The sequence below is a fragment of the Janthinobacterium aestuarii genome, assembly GCF_051380835.1.
Classification (GTDB): Bacteria; Pseudomonadota; Gammaproteobacteria; order Burkholderiales; family Burkholderiaceae_D; genus Janthinobacterium; species Janthinobacterium aestuarii.
Map to the genome: position 1 here is coordinate 1307110 of NZ_JBNYXU010000001.1, position 14645 is coordinate 1321754.

General features: G+C 61.5%; 16 protein-coding genes and 1 pseudogene. 15 read left to right on the forward strand and 2 right to left on the reverse strand.

The genetic code is table 11. The features are described 5' to 3' along the window. Nucleotides 1-12: 12 nt before the first annotated feature. The 13 genes and pseudogenes from nuoI (at nt 13) to ACQ4WO_RS05965 (ending at nt 11159) form a co-directional block, all read left to right on the forward strand. Nucleotides 13-501: an NADH-quinone oxidoreductase subunit NuoI gene (gene nuoI, locus ACQ4WO_RS05905; protein WP_010399726.1), complete on the forward strand. Its 489-nt coding sequence runs from the start codon at nt 13-15 to the stop codon at nt 499-501. Nucleotides 502-567: 66 nt separating this feature from the next. Then, a complete protein-coding gene (locus ACQ4WO_RS05910) occupies nt 568-1200 on the forward strand; it encodes an NADH-quinone oxidoreductase subunit J (protein WP_034749981.1) in 633 nt (210 codons plus the stop codon). Then, nucleotides 1197-1505 (forward strand): NADH-quinone oxidoreductase subunit NuoK, encoded by a 309-nt coding sequence (gene nuoK / locus ACQ4WO_RS05915; protein WP_010399724.1) that lies wholly within the window; start codon nt 1197-1199, stop codon nt 1503-1505. The genes ACQ4WO_RS05910 and nuoK overlap by 4 nt, the downstream gene beginning before the upstream one ends. Nucleotides 1506-1551: 46 nt before the next feature. Further along, complete coding sequence (gene nuoL / locus ACQ4WO_RS05920) at nt 1552-3660, forward strand: NADH-quinone oxidoreductase subunit L (protein WP_436480575.1); 2109 nt, start codon at nt 1552-1554, stop codon at nt 3658-3660. A gap of 29 nt (nt 3661-3689) precedes the next feature. After that, nucleotides 3690-5189 carry an NADH-quinone oxidoreductase subunit M gene (locus tag ACQ4WO_RS05925; RefSeq protein WP_230540380.1) on the forward strand — a complete coding sequence of 500 codons (1500 nt, stop codon included), beginning with the start codon at nt 3690-3692 and terminating at the stop codon, nt 5187-5189. A 16-nt stretch (nt 5190-5205) separates the two neighbouring features. Further along, a complete protein-coding gene (gene nuoN, locus ACQ4WO_RS05930) occupies nt 5206-6708 on the forward strand; it encodes an NADH-quinone oxidoreductase subunit NuoN (RefSeq protein WP_128142482.1) in 1503 nt (500 codons plus the stop codon). A 3-nt stretch (nt 6709-6711) separates the two neighbouring features. Further along, the gene (locus ACQ4WO_RS05935; RefSeq protein ID WP_034749970.1) at nt 6712-7035 is read left to right on the forward strand and encodes a DUF2818 family protein; all 324 of its coding nucleotides are present in this window, start codon (nt 6712-6714) and stop codon (nt 7033-7035) included. Nucleotides 7036-7092: 57 nt separating this feature from the next. Continuing rightward, nucleotides 7093-7650: an NUDIX domain-containing protein gene (locus tag ACQ4WO_RS05940; protein ID WP_353660760.1), complete on the forward strand. Its 558-nt coding sequence runs from the start codon at nt 7093-7095 to the stop codon at nt 7648-7650. A gap of 8 nt (nt 7651-7658) precedes the next feature. Next, a complete protein-coding gene (locus ACQ4WO_RS05945) occupies nt 7659-8354 on the forward strand; it encodes a hypothetical protein (protein WP_436480576.1) in 696 nt (231 codons plus the stop codon). Nucleotides 8355-8366: 12 nt separating this feature from the next. Next, complete coding sequence (gene ispD, locus ACQ4WO_RS05950) at nt 8367-9080, forward strand: 2-C-methyl-D-erythritol 4-phosphate cytidylyltransferase (RefSeq protein WP_436480577.1); 714 nt, start codon at nt 8367-8369, stop codon at nt 9078-9080. Nucleotides 9081-9097: 17 nt separating this feature from the next. Then, the gene (ispF, locus tag ACQ4WO_RS05955; RefSeq protein WP_436480578.1) at nt 9098-9598 is read left to right on the forward strand and encodes a 2-C-methyl-D-erythritol 2,4-cyclodiphosphate synthase; all 501 of its coding nucleotides are present in this window, start codon (nt 9098-9100) and stop codon (nt 9596-9598) included. A gap of 36 nt (nt 9599-9634) precedes the next feature. Beyond that, nucleotides 9635-10798 (forward strand): annotated as a pseudogene (locus ACQ4WO_RS05960) (PQQ-dependent sugar dehydrogenase). A gap of 58 nt (nt 10799-10856) precedes the next feature. Then, on the forward strand, nt 10857-11159 hold the full coding sequence (locus ACQ4WO_RS05965) for a hypothetical protein (protein WP_436480579.1): 303 nt from the start codon (nt 10857-10859) through the stop codon (nt 11157-11159). A 4-nt stretch (nt 11160-11163) separates the two neighbouring features. On the opposite strand, the gene ACQ4WO_RS05970 is transcribed toward ACQ4WO_RS05965, so the two are convergent. Further along, complete coding sequence (locus ACQ4WO_RS05970) at nt 11164-12378, reverse strand: MFS transporter (protein ID WP_436480580.1); 1215 nt, start codon at nt 12376-12378, stop codon at nt 11164-11166. 90 nt (nt 12379-12468) lie between these two features. On the opposite strand from ACQ4WO_RS05970, the gene ACQ4WO_RS05975 reads away from it, so the two are divergent. Beyond that, nucleotides 12469-13089, forward strand: coding sequence for a TetR/AcrR family transcriptional regulator (locus tag ACQ4WO_RS05975; RefSeq protein ID WP_436480581.1), 621 nt, complete (start codon nt 12469-12471; stop codon nt 13087-13089). Here ACQ4WO_RS05975 and ACQ4WO_RS05980 read toward each other — a convergent pair whose 3' ends face one another. Continuing rightward, nucleotides 13090-13428: an MmcQ/YjbR family DNA-binding protein gene (locus ACQ4WO_RS05980; RefSeq protein ID WP_128142493.1), complete on the reverse strand. Its 339-nt coding sequence runs from the start codon at nt 13426-13428 to the stop codon at nt 13090-13092. It abuts the gene before it with no gap. Nucleotides 13429-13942: 514 nt separating this feature from the next. Here ACQ4WO_RS05980 and ACQ4WO_RS05985 point away from each other — a divergent pair. After that, nucleotides 13943-14599, forward strand: a complete 657-nt coding sequence (locus ACQ4WO_RS05985; RefSeq protein ID WP_436480582.1) for a CCXG family PEP-CTERM protein — start codon at nt 13943-13945, stop codon at nt 14597-14599. Nucleotides 14600-14645: the final 46 nt, after the last annotated feature.

Sequence of the window (14645 nt, forward strand, 5' to 3'; positions counted from 1 at the left end):
GAGTGCATACGAATGGATAAGGTAAAAGATTTCTTCAGCAGCCTCTTGTTAGGCGAGCTGATCAAGGGCATGGCGTTGACAGGCAAGTACATGTTTTCGCGCAAGATCACGGTGCAATTCCCGGAAGAGAAGACACCGATCTCGCCGCGTTTCCGTGGCTTGCACGCGCTGCGCCGCTACCCGAACGGCGAGGAACGTTGCATCGCCTGCAAACTGTGCGAAGCGGTTTGCCCGGCGATGGCCATCACGATCGAATCGGAACAGCGTGACGACGGCTCGCGCCGCACCACGCGTTACGATATTGACTTGACCAAGTGCATCTTCTGCGGTTTCTGCGAAGAGTCCTGCCCGGTCGATTCGATCGTCGAGACGCAAATCCTGGAATACCACGGCGAGAAACGCGGGGATTTGTATTACACGAAAGAGATGTTGCTGGCCGTGGGTGATCGTTATGAAAATGACATTGCCGCTGCGCGCGCCGCCGACGCACCTTATCGCTGATGGATGCGCCGCAGCCGAGAGGCTGCGGCGCGCCCCTCGTTCATCTGTACGTCTATTGGGTTTTTTATGGACTTTAAAACAATTTTGTTTTACGCCTTCGCGCTGATCTTGATTCTGGCAGCGACGCGCGTCATCACGGCCCGTAATCCGGTCCACGCAGTACTGTTCCTGGTACTGTCCTTCTTTTCCGCAGCGGGCATCTGGATGCTGCTGCAAGCTGAATTCCTGGCCATCGTGCTGGTATTGGTGTATGTCGGCGCCGTGATGGTGCTGTTCCTCTTCGTGGTCATGATGCTCGATATCAATATCGACCGCATGCGCGAAGGCTTCTGGGGCTACCTGCCTTTGTCGGTGACGGTGGGCGTGATCATCGTGCTGGAAATGGCTGCCGTCCTGTGGCACGGTTTCCGCAACTTTGCGCCTAGCATCGCGCCGGTCAACGTCAACCTGGGCGGCACCAAGGAACTGGGCCTGCTGATCTACACGGAATATGTGTTCGCCTTCGAGATCGCCGCCGTCGTGCTGCTGGTGGCCATCGTTGCCGCGGTCGCGCTGACCCTGCGCAAACGCAAGGACACCAAGCACTTTGCTCCAGGCGATGCCGTGCGCGTCAAGCGCAACGACCGTCTGAAGATCATCAAGATGGACGCGGTTGTCGAGCGTCCTGCGGCCGAGCCGGAAGTTAAGGAGGCACCATGACATTATCGCTCACACATTTTCTGGTCCTGGGCGCGATCTTGTTCGCAATCTCGATCGTCGGTATTTTCCTGAACCGCAAGAACATCATCGTATTGCTGATGGCAATCGAATTGATGCTGCTGGCGGTGAATATGAATTTCATCGCGTTCTCCCATTTCATGGGCGACGCGGCCGGTCAGATCTTCGTTTTCTTCATCCTGACGGTTGCCGCCGCTGAGTCGGCTATCGGTCTGGCTATTCTGGTGGTGATGTTCCGTAATCTGGATACCATCAACGTCGAAGACCTGGACAGCCTCAAAGGCTGATGTTTTTCAGACTCGATCTCTCGAATAATAACGATTAAGGTTCATCATGGCGGGGCAACTCCTCAACCCTAACCTCCTTCTTGCCGTACCGCTGGCGCCGCTGGCCGGTGCCGCGATTGCAGGCTTGCTTGGCACCCAGTTCCTGGGTAATTTGGTCGGACGCAAGACGTCGCATACCGCGACGATCCTGGGCGTACTGATTGCGTTCATCCTGTCCGTGCAGACACTGCTGGCAGTGATGGATGGCGCGACATTCAATGGCACGATCTATAACTGGATGACGATCGGCACCCTGAAGATGGAAGTGGGCTTCCAGATCGATTCGCTGTCGGCGATGATGATGTGCGTGGTCACCTTCGTCTCCCTGATGGTGCACATCTACACGATCGGCTACATGAAGGACGACGAAGGCTACAACCGCTTCTTCGCCTACATCTCGCTGTTCACGTTCTCGATGCTGATGCTGGTCATGGCCAACAACTTCCTGCAACTGTTCTTCGGTTGGGAAGCCGTGGGCCTGGTCTCTTACCTGCTGATCGGTTTCTGGTACCAGCGTCCGACGGCCATCGTGGCCAACATGAAGGCTTTCCTCGTCAACCGCGTGGGCGACTTCGGCTTCATCCTCGGCATCGGCCTGCTGCTGGCCTACGCCGGCACCATGAACTACCAGGAAGTGTTCGCCAAGAAAGACGAACTGGCGCTGTTGAGCTTGCCAGGCACCGACTGGGCGCTGCTGACCGTTGCCTGCATCTGCCTGTTCATCGGCGCGATGGGCAAGTCGGCGCAGTTCCCGCTGCACGTGTGGCTGCCTGACTCGATGGAAGGTCCTACCCCGATCTCGGCACTGATCCACGCCGCGACGATGGTGACGGCCGGTATCTTTATGGTTTCGCGCATGTCGCCGCTGTTCGAACTGTCCGACACGGCACTGTCCTTCATCCTGGTGATCGGCTCCATCACGGCGCTGTTCATGGGCTTCCTGGGCATCATCCAGAACGACATCAAGCGCGTCGTCGCTTACTCGACCCTGTCGCAGCTCGGCTACATGACCGTGGCGCTCGGTTCGTCCGCGTACTCGGTGGCCGTGTTCCACCTGATGACGCACGCATTCTTCAAGGCACTGCTGTTCCTGGGCGCCGGTTCCGTCATCATCGGCATGCACCACGATCAGGACATCCGCAACATGGGCGGCCTGCGCAAATACATGCCGATCACGTGGATCACATCGCTGATCGGTTCGCTGGCCCTGATCGGTACGCCGCTGTTCTCCGGTTTCTACTCGAAAGATAGCATCATCGAAGCCGTCGAAGCGACGCACATCTGGGGCGCTGGCTTTGCCCAGTTCGCCGTGCTGGCTGGCGTGTTCGTCACCGCCTTCTACTCGTTCCGCATGTATTTCCTCGTCTTCCACGGCAAGGAGCGTTTCGGCCAGGCGCATGCGCACGGCCATGACGACCATCACGCGCCTGCGGCCAAGCACGATGCCCACGCGCATGACGACCACCATGACGAGGAATCGCATGACGATTCCGAAGACGACCACGCGCACCACGGCCTGGAGCCTGGCCAGAAGCCGCACGAGTCCCCATTCGTCGTCTGGTTCCCGCTGGTGATGCTGGCGATTCCTTCGCTGATCATCGGTTACCTGACGATCGGCCCGATGCTGCATGGCGATTTCTTCAAGGGCGTGATCTTCGTTGGCGAAAACCATCCAGCAATGGAAGAGTTGTCGCATGAATTCCACGGCGCAATGGCGATGGCGATCCACGGCCTGTCGACGGCACCGTTCTGGCTGGCATTGTCCGGCGTGGTGGCAGCCTACTACTGCTACATGGTCAACCCGCGTGTACCGGCCTGGTTCTTTGCCAAGTTCCACGCGATCCACACCCTGCTGGACAACAAGTACTACATGGACAAGTTCAATGAAGTCGTGTTCGCCGGCGGTGCCCGCTTGCTGGGTAATGGCCTGTGGAACTTCGGTGACAAGAAGCTGATCGACGGTTTCGTCGTCAATGGTAGCGCCAAGGTCGTCGCCTGGCTGTCCTCGCTGTCGCGAGTGCTGCAGACCGGCTACATCTATCACTATGCATTCGTGATGATCCTGGGCGTGCTGGGCTTCCTGATCTATTTCCTGCCATTCTGGCCCGCTAAGTAAGCTGACCTGATAAAAGAATACTGAGAACCATGATGCAGTCTACGATTTCTACATTACCTCCTTACCTGAGTCTGTCGATCTGGGTGCCGATCATTTGCGGCGTCCTGATCCTGGCTCTCGGCCGTGACAGCAAAGCGGGCTTTACCCGCTGGCTGTCGCTGGCTGGCGCCGTGCTCAGCATGCTGTGCACCTTGCCGCTGATCCAGCATTTCGACAACGCCGCACACGGCATGCAATTCGTCGAAAAAGCACCGTGGATTGAAACCTTCAATATCTGGTACTCGCTGGGTATCGACGGCCTGTCGCTGTGGTTCGTGCCACTGACGGCCTTCATCACGGTCATCGTCGTCATTTCGGCTTGGCAAGTGATCGAGAAGCGCATCGCCCAGTACATGGGCTCCTTCCTGATCCTGTCGGGCCTGATGATCGGCGTGTTCTGCGCGCTGGACGGCTTGCTGTTCTACTTCTTCTTTGAAGCAACCCTGATCCCGATGTTCATCATCATCGGTATCTGGGGCGGTTCGAACCGCGTGTATGCGTCGTTCAAGTTCTTCCTGTACACCTTCTTCGGTTCGCTGTTGACCCTGGTTGCCATCATCTACCTGCGCAATGTGTCGGGCACCTTCGACATCCTGGCCTGGCACGCGTTCAAGCTGACGATGAACGAACAGATCTTCATCTTCCTGGCCTTCCTGATGGCGTTTGCCGTCAAGGTGCCGATGTTCCCCGTCCATACGTGGTTGCCGGACGTCCACGTGGAAGCGCCTACGGGCGGTTCCGCCGTGCTGGCCGCCATCATGCTGAAACTGGGCGCCTACGGCTTCCTGCGTTTCTCGCTGCCGATCACGCCGGACGCCAGCCACTACCTGTCGGGCTTCATGATCGCCTTGTCGCTGATCGCCGTTATCTACATCGGTCTGGTTGCCTTGGTGCAAACCGACATGAAAAAACTGGTCGCCTATTCGTCGATCGCGCACATGGGCTTCGTTACCCTGGGCTTCTTCATGTTCAACGACATCTCGGTGCAGGGCGGTATCGTGCAGATGGTGTCGCACGGCTTCATCTCCGGCGCGATGTTCCTGTGCATCGGCGTGCTGTATGACCGCATGCATACCCGCAACATCGCCGACTACGGCGGCGTCGTGAACCGCATGCCGAAATTTGCCGCCTTCTTCGTGCTGTTCTCGATGGCCAACTGCGGCTTGCCAGCGACGTCCGGCTTCGTCGGCGAGTTTATGGTGATCCTGGGCGCGGTGAAATTCAACTTCTGGATCGGTCTGCTGGCTGCAACGGCACTGATCTGGGGCGCGGCGTACTCGCTGTGGATGGCCAAGCGCGTGGTGTTCGGCAAGATCAAGAACAAGCATGTGGCCGAACTGACCGACATCAACAAACGTGAATTCTTCATGCTTGCTGTACTGGCCATCGCCGTGCTCGTGATGGGTCTGTATCCAGCCCCGTTCACCGACACGATGCAAACTTCGGTTGCTGACCTGCTGCAGCATGTCGCCACCAGCAAGTTGCCTTAAATAGAAGACCGATAACATGACTAATGCACCTAATCTGGTACCGCTGTACGCGGAAATCTTTCTGCTGATCGCCACGTCGGCGCTCTTGCTGATCGATATGTTCTTGCCTGCGGCGAAGCGTTCGATCACCTATGCGCTGTCCTTGCTGACCTTGGCAGGCTGCGCCTTGCTGACCGTGGGCGACTTCAACGCGGGCACCACCGTCTACACGTTCCACAACATGTTCGTGTCGGACCCGATGTCGCAGCTGCTGAAACTGTTCTCGTACGGCGCCGTGGCGCTGACCCTGATCTACTCGCGTGCCTATGCCACCGACCGCAACATGCTGTCGGGCAACCTGGGCGGCGAGTTCTACGTGCTGGCCCTGTTTGCACTGCTGGGCCAGATGATCATGATCTCGGCCAACAACTTCCTGATCATCTACCTGGGTCTGGAACTGATGTCGCTGTCGCTGTACGCGCTGATCGCTTTGCGCCGTGACAACGCCAAGGCCACGGAAGCGGCCATGAAATACTTCATCCTGGGCGCACTGGCTTCCGGTTTCATGTTGTACGGTATCTCGATGCTGTACGGCGCCTCCGGCACCCTGGACCTGGGCGAACTGCGCGTGGCGCTGGAAAACGGCAAGACCAACGGCACCATCATGGTCTTCGGCCTGGTCTTCCTCGTTGCCGGCCTGGCCTTCAAACTGGGCGTCGTGCCATTCCACATGTGGGTGCCTGACGTGTATCAGGGTTCGCCAACGGCCGTGACCCTGCTGCTGGGCGGCGCGCCGAAACTGGCTGCGTTCGCCATCACCCTGCGTTTGCTGGGCGAAGGCTTGCTGCCAATGGCGCATGACTGGCAGCAAATGCTGCTGGTGCTGGCCGTGATGTCGCTGGCTATCGGTAACTTCACCGCCATCGCGCAAACGAATCTGAAGCGCATGTTGGCGTACTCGACCATCGCGCAAATGGGCTTCGTCCTGCTGGGTCTGCTGTCCGGTACCGTTGACGCTCCAGGCAACACCCTGAACGCGGCTGGCGCAGCCACCGCCTACGGCGCCTCGATGTACTACGTCATCACCTACGTGTTCACCACCCTGGGTACCTTTGGCGTGATCATGTTGCTGGCACGGAATGGTTTCGAAGCAGAAGAACTGGCCGACTTCAAGGGCCTGGGCAAACGCAGCCCGATCTTCGCACTGGTGATGACCTTGTTCATGTTCTCGCTGGCCGGCGTGCCGCCGCTGATGGGCTTCATGGCCAAGTACTCGGTGCTGGCCTCCGTGCTGGCCACGGGCCAGCTGTGGCTGACCATCGCCGCCGTGCTGTTCTCGCTGATCGGTGCCTTCTACTACCTGCGCGTCGTGAAAATGATGTGGTTCGACGAGCCGACCGATACCAACGCGCTGGTCGTGCATGGCGACATGCGCGTCGTGCTGGCCCTGAACGGCGTGTTCGTTCTGGCGCTGGGCGTCATGCCTAACAGCATCCTGGCGGCCTGCGCTTCGGCCATCACCAAGACCCTGGCGTCCTGACCGATGGATGTCACCGTCTCGAGCTGGCTGGTGATTGCCCTGGGCATCTTGGGCGCCAACCTGCCTTTCTTGAACGAGAAACTGTTTGCCGCCGTGCCCCTGAAAAAGGCGGCGCAGGCGGAGCAGGGTTGGCGCAAGCCGCTGGCGCTGCGCCTGCTGGAGATGGTGATTCTGTACTTCATCGTCGGCGCCGTGGCGTTCGCGCTCGAAGCGCGCATCGGCAACGGTTTCCCGCAGACGTGGGAGTTCTACGCCATCACAGGCTGTCTGTTCCTGGTGCTGGCTTTCCCGGGCTTTGTCGGGCGTTACCTGCGCAAACGCCGTTAGCAACAACGACCGAAAGCGGCGCCTCTGGCGCCGTTTTTTATTGAATAAAGGAATTCCATGGATACGAATCTGATTGAAACCAAGGTCGATGGCGAGCTCGTCTACCAGGGCGGCTTCCTGCGCGTGCAGCGCGACCGTGTTGCGCTGCCGGACGGCAAGATCACGGCGCGCGAATTCGTTCTGCATCCGGGTGCCGTCGTGATCCTGCCGCTGCTCGACGATGGCACGGTGCTGATGGAACGCCAGTACCGCTATCCGCTGGATCGGGTCTTCATTGAATTCCCGGCCGGTAAGATCGACGCGGGCGAATCGCACCTGGCCTGCGCCCAGCGCGAGCTGCTGGAAGAGACGGGCTACACGGCCAGCGACTGGCAATTCGTCTCCACCATCCATAACGCCATCGCGTATTCGGATGAACACCTGGAATTGTTCCTGGCGCGCGGACTCGTGGCCGGAGAACGCCAGCTCGACGAAGGCGAATTCCTGGAGACATTTACGGCCACGGTGCCGCAGCTGCTCGACTGGGTCAAGGATGGCACGATCACGGACGTGAAAACCGTCATCGGCATCTTCTGGCTCGACAAGATCACCAGCGGCGCGTGGCAACCGGCCTGATACAGCGCATGCGCACGGCAATCTTCCTGCTGCTGGCGGCCGCCAGCCTGGACACGCTGGCGGCCGCGCGCACGCCGTTCCAGGTGCGCTGCGAAGACACGATCAGCAAGACGGTGTCCGTGCTGACGGCGCAGCAGAATGGCTACAGCATCGACACGCATCTGCCGTACAAGGCCCTGACGGTGATGAAGGGCACGGCGCGCGCCAATACCTGGGTACTGGGATTGACCAAGACGGATTCGCGCGTGGCCATCGCCCTGGCCGGCCCCATGCTGCAAGACCCGGCCAGCGGCTATGAATGCGTGGCGCCGCAGATTACCGTGACCCTCACGTATGCGCCCGTCGTGATCTATATCGGCCGCGAATTTGCGCCCGGCACTTGCGCGTATGATGAGATACTCGCGCACGAGCTGCGGCACATGAAAACCTATATGGAACACTTGCCGCGCGTGGAAAAGACCGTGCGCGCCGCGCTGGCCAAACGCTTCGAGGCGCGGCCCCTGTATGCACCCAGCGGCACGGCCAAGGCGGCGCTGGCGCGCGAGATCGACACGGGCTGGTTGCCGTACATCAAGGCGGAAATGCACAAGGTGGAAACCTTGCAGGCGGCCATCGATTCTCCACAAGAATATGCGCGCCTGGGCAAGGCGTGCAAGGGCGAAATCCAGAACATCCTGGCGGGCAAGGCAGCGCCCACCAAATAGACAAGGAATGGCATGACAGCAGCACCGAATACCGTCCGCTACTTTGCGCTGATCCCCGCCGCCGGCGTGGGCGCGCGCATGGAAGCGGGCAGTCCCAAGCAATATTTAGCCATCGCCGGCAAACCCATGCTGCGCCATGCGCTCGACGCCTTTCTTGCCAGCCCCCTGATCGTGCATACGTATGTCGTCGTCAGCGCCGACGATGGCGTGATCGACACGGTCGTGCCCGAGCAGGGTGTCACTGTGCTGCGCTGCGGCGGCGCCACGCGCATGGAAAGCATCCTCAATGGCTTGCGCGCCCTGCACGGCAGCATCGCTGCCCACGACCAGGTGCTGGTGCACGACGCGGCGCGTCCCGGCCTGACGCCGGCACTGATCGAAAAGCTCATCACCGAAGTCGGTGAGCATCCGGCCGGGGGCCTGCTGGCCTTGCCCGTGGTCGATACCGTCAAGCGGGCGGGGCAGGGCACGGGTGCCGCCACCATGTCGGCGCAGACGGTGCCGCGCGACGGCCTGTGGCTGGCGCAGACACCGCAAATGTTCAGCTATGCCTTGCTGCACCAGGCCTTGTCCGAAGCACCCGATCCGCAAGCGATCACGGACGACGCCAGCGCCGTCGAAGCGCTGGGCCTGGCGCCCAGGCTCGTCGAAGGCCATCCGCGCAACCTGAAGGTGACCTTGCCGCGCGACATACACACGGCCGAGTTGTATTTGGCCCATCCTTGAATTCCAGAGAGACCCGCATGCACACAACGACACCCGACCTCCCATTTCGTATCGGCCAGGGCTATGACTGCCACGCGCTGGTGGAAAACCGCGACCTGATCATCGGCGGCGTGAACATCCCCCATCACCTGGGCTTGCTCGGCCATTCCGACGCGGACGTGCTGCTGCACGCGATCACGGACGCCATCTTCGGCGCCGCCGCCCTGGGCGACATCGGCCGCCATTTCCCCGACACGGACGCGCAATTCCAGGGCGCCGATTCGCGCACCCTGCTGCGCGAAGCCGTGCGCCGCGTGCAGGCGACGGGCTATGTGATCGGCAACATCGACGCCACCATCATCGCCCAGCGCCCGAAAATGGCGCCGCACATCGCCGCCATGTGCGCCAACGTGGCCGAAGACTTGGGCGTGAGTGTGGGCCAGGTCAACATCAAGGCCAAGACGAATGAAAAGCTCGGTTACCTGGGGCGGGAAGAAGGCATCGCGGCCGAAGCCGTGGCCTTGCTGCTGCGCGCCTGATACGCCACCGATTATCGACCACAGACAGGAGAGAGCATGTTCCAGCGACGCCGTACCAGCATCTTGCTTGCATTCGCATTGGCCGCCGCGCCATCGGCCTGGGCCGAACTGCAAGCCACGGGCGAGCCGCCCGCCGCCAAACAGGGCTGGAAGGCCGAGACCGTTGCGCAGGGCGTGCCCCAGCCGTGGGGTATTGCCTGGCTGGGCGAGGGACGCGCGCTCGTCACGAGCAAGCAGGGGACCTTGCATCTGCTTAACGGCAAGAAATTCGAGGACGTGGCGCTGGAAGGCATGCCCAAGGTGTTTACGGGCGGGCAGGGCGGCTTGCTCGACATCGTCGTTCATCCGCAGGATGCGACCAAGCCGAATCCGCGTGTGTACATGACGGTATCGACAGGCAACAACGACGCCAACCGCACGACCCTCGTGCGCGGTGTGTTCGACGGCAAGAAGGTGACGGGCATCTAGACCCTGTTCAAGGTGGCCACGGACAAGAGCGGCGGCCAGCATTTCGGTTCGCGTCTGCTGTGGCTGCCGGATGGCACGTTGCTGATGAGCGTGGCCGATGGCGGCAATCCGCCGCTGCGCATCGGCGACCGGCTGGCGCGCGAGCAGGCGCAAAACCTGGCCACGCACCAGGGGTCCATCCTGCGCCTGACGGAAGACGGAAAACCGGCGCCTGGCAACCCGCTGGCGGCCAAGGGGGCCTTGCCGGAAATCTGGTCGTATGGCCACCGCAACGTGCAGGGCCTGGCGCTCGATCCTGTTTCCGGCCGCGTGTGGGCCACGGAACACGGGCCGTATGGCGGCGACGAGCTGAACCTGGTGACGGCGGGCGGCAACTACGGCTGGCCTTTGCAAAGCTATGGCGCCGACTACAAGACGCATGAGCCCGTTGGCAAGCACGAAGTGGCGGGCATGCTCAATCCGAGCGTGGCCTGGGTGCCGTCGCCGGCGCCGTCGGGACTGGCCGTCTACACAGGCGACAAGATTGCCGCCTGGCGCGGCAGCATCTTCAGCGGCGGCCTGGCAGCCAAGGATATCCGCCGCATCGCCGTCGATGCCGGCGGCAAGGTGACGGGACAGGACCGTCTGGACATCGGCGCGCGCGTGCGCGACGTGCGCCAGGGACCGGACGGCTATCTGTATGCACTGACCGATGAAGACAATGGCCGCCTGCTGCGCATCGTGCCGCGGTAACACGCCAGGCGCCGTCTTCGCTTAAGATGGCGCCTTTACTTCATTCCAAGGTGGCGGTATGGCCCGTGATACTTATGCATACCGGCACGTTGCCGTCGAATCGCGCGCCATCGATGGCCGCGTCGAAATCCGCCCCGTGCCGGGCCAGGCCTTTTCACCCGAGCTGGCCGTGCAGTGTTCGCGCCGCCTGGCCGACCTGCAGCGCTACCCGCTGGGCAGCCGCTTTTTACTGTTTGCCAAGCTGACGGACCGCCTGGGCGGCACGCCTTTCCTGTATGCGTATCACGGCGACGCGGACGTCGTGATGACGCCGGCCGAAGTGACGAAGTTCCTCGGCGAATTTCGCCGCGGCCGCATCTGATTTTTTACGACGCGGGGCATGCCGCGCCCGCCTTGGCATTGGCTTGCGGTTTGCCGAAGAGCGCGATCGTCAAGGCACAGCCAAGCGCGAACAGGCCGCCCACCACCATCGCGCTCGATACCCCCAGCCGGTCGACGGCCATGCCGCCCAGCAAGGCACCCGACGCCAGCGACACTTGCACGATGGCGACAAACAGCGCGCTGCTGCCTTCCATCAAGTGCGGCGCCGCCTTGAACATCCACGTCTGCACGGCGATCGGCATGGCGCCGAATCCGAAGCCCCACACGGCCACGAGCAGCATGGCTGTCACCGAATGGCTGCCGAACGCGGCCAGGGCCAGGGTGGACATGCCCAGCACGGCGCCCGTCACCATCAGCGCGGACCGTTCATGGCGGCCGGCGGCCCAGCCGCCCACGAGGTTGCCGATGAAGCCGGAAGCGCCGTACACGAGCAGCATGGCGCTGACGGTGCCGGCCGCCAGATGCGACACTTGCGTGAGGAACGGCGCGATATACGTGTAGGCGGCGAACTGGCCCGTGAAGATCAGGGCCGTGGCGATCAGGCCCAGCCTGGCTTTGCGGATGCCGAAAATCATCGGCAACTGGCGCAAGCGGATGGCCTGTGTTGGCGGCAGCTTGGGCAGCAGCAATAGCTGACCGATGAAGACCAGCACGGCAATGGCGCTGGCCGCGCCGAAAGCCACTCTCCATCCCACCAGTTCGCCCACCAGCGCGCCGGCCGGCACGCCCGCCACCGTACCCAGCGAGACGCCGGCGAAGATGATGGACATGGCACGCGATGCATGCTGCGGCGACACGAGGCGCGGGCCGATGGCGCTGCCGATGGCCCAGAAGCCGCCCACGCCCACGCCCAGCATGGCGCGACCCAGCAGTATCCACGCATACGACGGCGCCAGCGCCACCAGCAGGTTCGAGGCGATCAGCAGGGCCGTGAGGGCCAGCAGCACGATGCGGCGGTCAAGGCGGCCCGAGCCGACGGTAACGAAGATGGCGGCAAACGCGGCAACGATGCCCGGTGTGGTAATCATCAGCCCCGCCTGGCCCTTGCTGATGGCCAGTTCGGCGGCCATGGCCGGCAGCAGGCCGACGGGCAGGAATTCGGAGGTGACGAGGGCGAAGGCGCCGATGCCGACCGACAGGACGGCCAGCCACGGCGCCACGGTGGTATCGTCGCCAGTAGTGTTGGAAGGTGTGTGCATAGAGGTTCCTGAAAAGCCCGGAGGTTTTTAACCGGTCGGTATATAATATCTGGAAACGAACATCGTCGTCATAATTTTTTACCGATCGGTATGAAACAAGAGAAAACAGCTGAGACAGGCAAGGCAAAAACGGGACGGCCACGCACGTTTGACGCGGACGAGGCGCTCGATTGCGCCATGAAAGTGTTCTGGGAAAAGGGCTATGAAGGCAGTTCCCTGCCGGAATTGACGAAGGCCATGGGCATGAACCGGCCCAGCCTGTATGCCGTCTTCGGCAACAAGGAGCAGCTGTTCCACAAGGCGCTCGAACGCTACAGCGACACGCGCATGCGGTTTTTCGATGCGGCACTGGAACAGCCGACGGCGCGCCAGGTGGTGGAAGCGTTGCTGACGCAGTATGTCGACGCGCAAACCATGCCGGACGGCCCGCACGGCTGCATGGGCGTCAATGCGGCACTGGCCTGCAGCGACGATGCCTTGCCGATCCGCGATGAATTGTTCGCGCGCCGGCTGCGCGGTGAAATCAAGTTGCGCGACCGTTTGCGGCGTGCCAAGGAAGAGGGGGATTTGCCGCCCGATTCCTGCCCGGAGCAGCAGGCGCGCTTTGTCGTGACCCTGTCGCAGGGCATGGCCATCCAGGCGGCGGCCGGCGTCGCGCGCGAGCAATTGCAGCAGATGGTGGGCTTGCTGCTGCGTAATTGGCCGATGTAACTATCCTGTCGGGGCGATGGTCTTGGCCAGGTCGCTGGGCGCCTTGCGCCGCCAGGCGGCCGTCAGGGCGGCGGCCAGCATGTCGAGCTCGGCGTCCGCCAGGCGCACCGTGATGCCGGCCAGGCGTTCGCCCCACCACAGTTTCTCGCAGCCCGATGGCGTGATGACAGTGGCGATATGCGCCGCCTCCGCATCGAGCAGCACGTTGATGTGCTCGTCGTCGGGCAGGGTGGCGAAGATCTTCCCGCCCACGCGGAACGATGGACGGTCGTGGTGTTCTTCCTCGGTAGTGTCGGGAAACGACAGTGCCAGATAGCGTAGTTCTTCCAGGTCGACCATTCCTCTTTCCCCCTCATCGGACAGATAGCAGCGTGACTACATTTTGCCATGCTGTTTCGCCCCGTGGTACGGCGGCATGCGAAAAGAAATGCGCAAGATGCGACACAGACGGACTGGTCTGTGGTGCCGCCGCGACACGCCGCGCGCCGCGCACGGCCGTTACGACAGAGTGGAACATGGCGCTTTTCTGCCGCTGGACATGCACTTGCCAGAAAAATATCTTTCATGGTCAAAAGAAAAATACTTTTCTTGCAGGGAATTTAAGCTAGAATAGCTTCATCGTCTTACCTGACCCGTCAATTGTCTGGTCTTGTCCCGGGAACCCGAACCCTTTCCAGGACGCTTGCAGTGCCGCCATGGCACGCCGCAAGTCCGCGCTGTTTCGCGGAAGCCACGTCCCCGACCGCTCATTCCTGCAATCCCTAGCGCTACGCCGACACGCCTCAATGCAGCGTGTATTCAGCTCCAGCGCCCCTTGCTGCGCCCACTGAATACTTACTTACTGGATACCATCATGAAAAACTTGCCTAAAATCGCCCTGTCCCTGATCGTTGCCGGCGTGTTTGCCCACGCGAACGCCAGCACCATCACCTTGTCCACCGGCTATTCGGGCGCCGGCGCGCAAAGTTCCGCCGCCGCCTACGAGTCCGTCGTGAATGCCGCCGTGGCCACACCCGGCGCCGGCTATGGCTCGACGACGATCGCCAGCTATGATAACGTCAACAACAGCGGCCTGTTCGGCAGCGGCTCGAACATCGCCTTCAAGTCGGTGATCAACTTTGGCGTCAGCGCGGCCGATGCGGGCGCCTGGAGCTTCCGCAGCGGCGTCGACTTCGGCAAGGGCGGCGCCCTGTTCCTGGACGGCGTGGCGCTGGACTTCAAGAACAATGACATGTGGTGGGCAGGCAACTACAACAATGGCACCCAGTTCCTCAGCGGTTCAGGCAACCTGTCGGCCGGCAACCACACCTTGAGCATCTACGGCCTGGAAGGCTGCTGCGATGGCGGCCAGCAAGTGCAGTTCAAGGCTGGCAACAACAATTTCGCCAGCTTCGGCGCCAATGACGGCTTGATCTCGGCCGTTCCTGAGCCAAGCACCTACGCCATGCTGCTGATCGGTCTGGGCTTGCTGGGCTTTACGGCGCGCCGCAAGCAGGAGGCGAAATTTTAAGCGCAAGTTCCAAGCAACAATAAAAAGCCCGCCGGTCTGTCAGGAC

Coding starts and splice junctions, on each gene's coding strand:
- ACQ4WO_RS05935 (WP_034749970.1), top strand. CDS start 6,712: ATGGATGTCACCGTCTCGAGCTGGCTGGTGATTGCCCTGGGCATCTTG.
- ACQ4WO_RS05985 (WP_436480582.1), top strand. CDS start 13,943: ATGAAAAACTTGCCTAAAATCGCCCTGTCCCTGATCGTTGCCGGCGTG.
- ACQ4WO_RS05940 (WP_353660760.1), top strand. CDS start 7,093: ATGGATACGAATCTGATTGAAACCAAGGTCGATGGCGAGCTCGTCTAC.
- nuoL (WP_436480575.1), top strand. CDS start 1,552: ATGGCGGGGCAACTCCTCAACCCTAACCTCCTTCTTGCCGTACCGCTG.
- ACQ4WO_RS05980 (WP_128142493.1), bottom strand. CDS start 13,428: ATGGTCGACCTGGAAGAACTACGCTATCTGGCACTGTCGTTTCCCGAC.
- ACQ4WO_RS05910 (WP_034749981.1), top strand. CDS start 568: ATGGACTTTAAAACAATTTTGTTTTACGCCTTCGCGCTGATCTTGATT.
- ACQ4WO_RS05975 (WP_436480581.1), top strand. CDS start 12,469: ATGAAACAAGAGAAAACAGCTGAGACAGGCAAGGCAAAAACGGGACGG.
- ispD (WP_436480577.1), top strand. CDS start 8,367: ATGACAGCAGCACCGAATACCGTCCGCTACTTTGCGCTGATCCCCGCC.
- ispF (WP_436480578.1), top strand. CDS start 9,098: ATGCACACAACGACACCCGACCTCCCATTTCGTATCGGCCAGGGCTAT.
- nuoK (WP_010399724.1), top strand. CDS start 1,197: ATGACATTATCGCTCACACATTTTCTGGTCCTGGGCGCGATCTTGTTC.
- ACQ4WO_RS05970 (WP_436480580.1), bottom strand. CDS start 12,378: ATGCACACACCTTCCAACACTACTGGCGACGATACCACCGTGGCGCCG.
- ACQ4WO_RS05945 (WP_436480576.1), top strand. CDS start 7,659: ATGCGCACGGCAATCTTCCTGCTGCTGGCGGCCGCCAGCCTGGACACG.
- ACQ4WO_RS05965 (WP_436480579.1), top strand. CDS start 10,857: ATGGCCCGTGATACTTATGCATACCGGCACGTTGCCGTCGAATCGCGC.
- nuoI (WP_010399726.1), top strand. CDS start 13: ATGGATAAGGTAAAAGATTTCTTCAGCAGCCTCTTGTTAGGCGAGCTG.
- nuoN (WP_128142482.1), top strand. CDS start 5,206: ATGACTAATGCACCTAATCTGGTACCGCTGTACGCGGAAATCTTTCTG.
- ACQ4WO_RS05925 (WP_230540380.1), top strand. CDS start 3,690: ATGATGCAGTCTACGATTTCTACATTACCTCCTTACCTGAGTCTGTCG.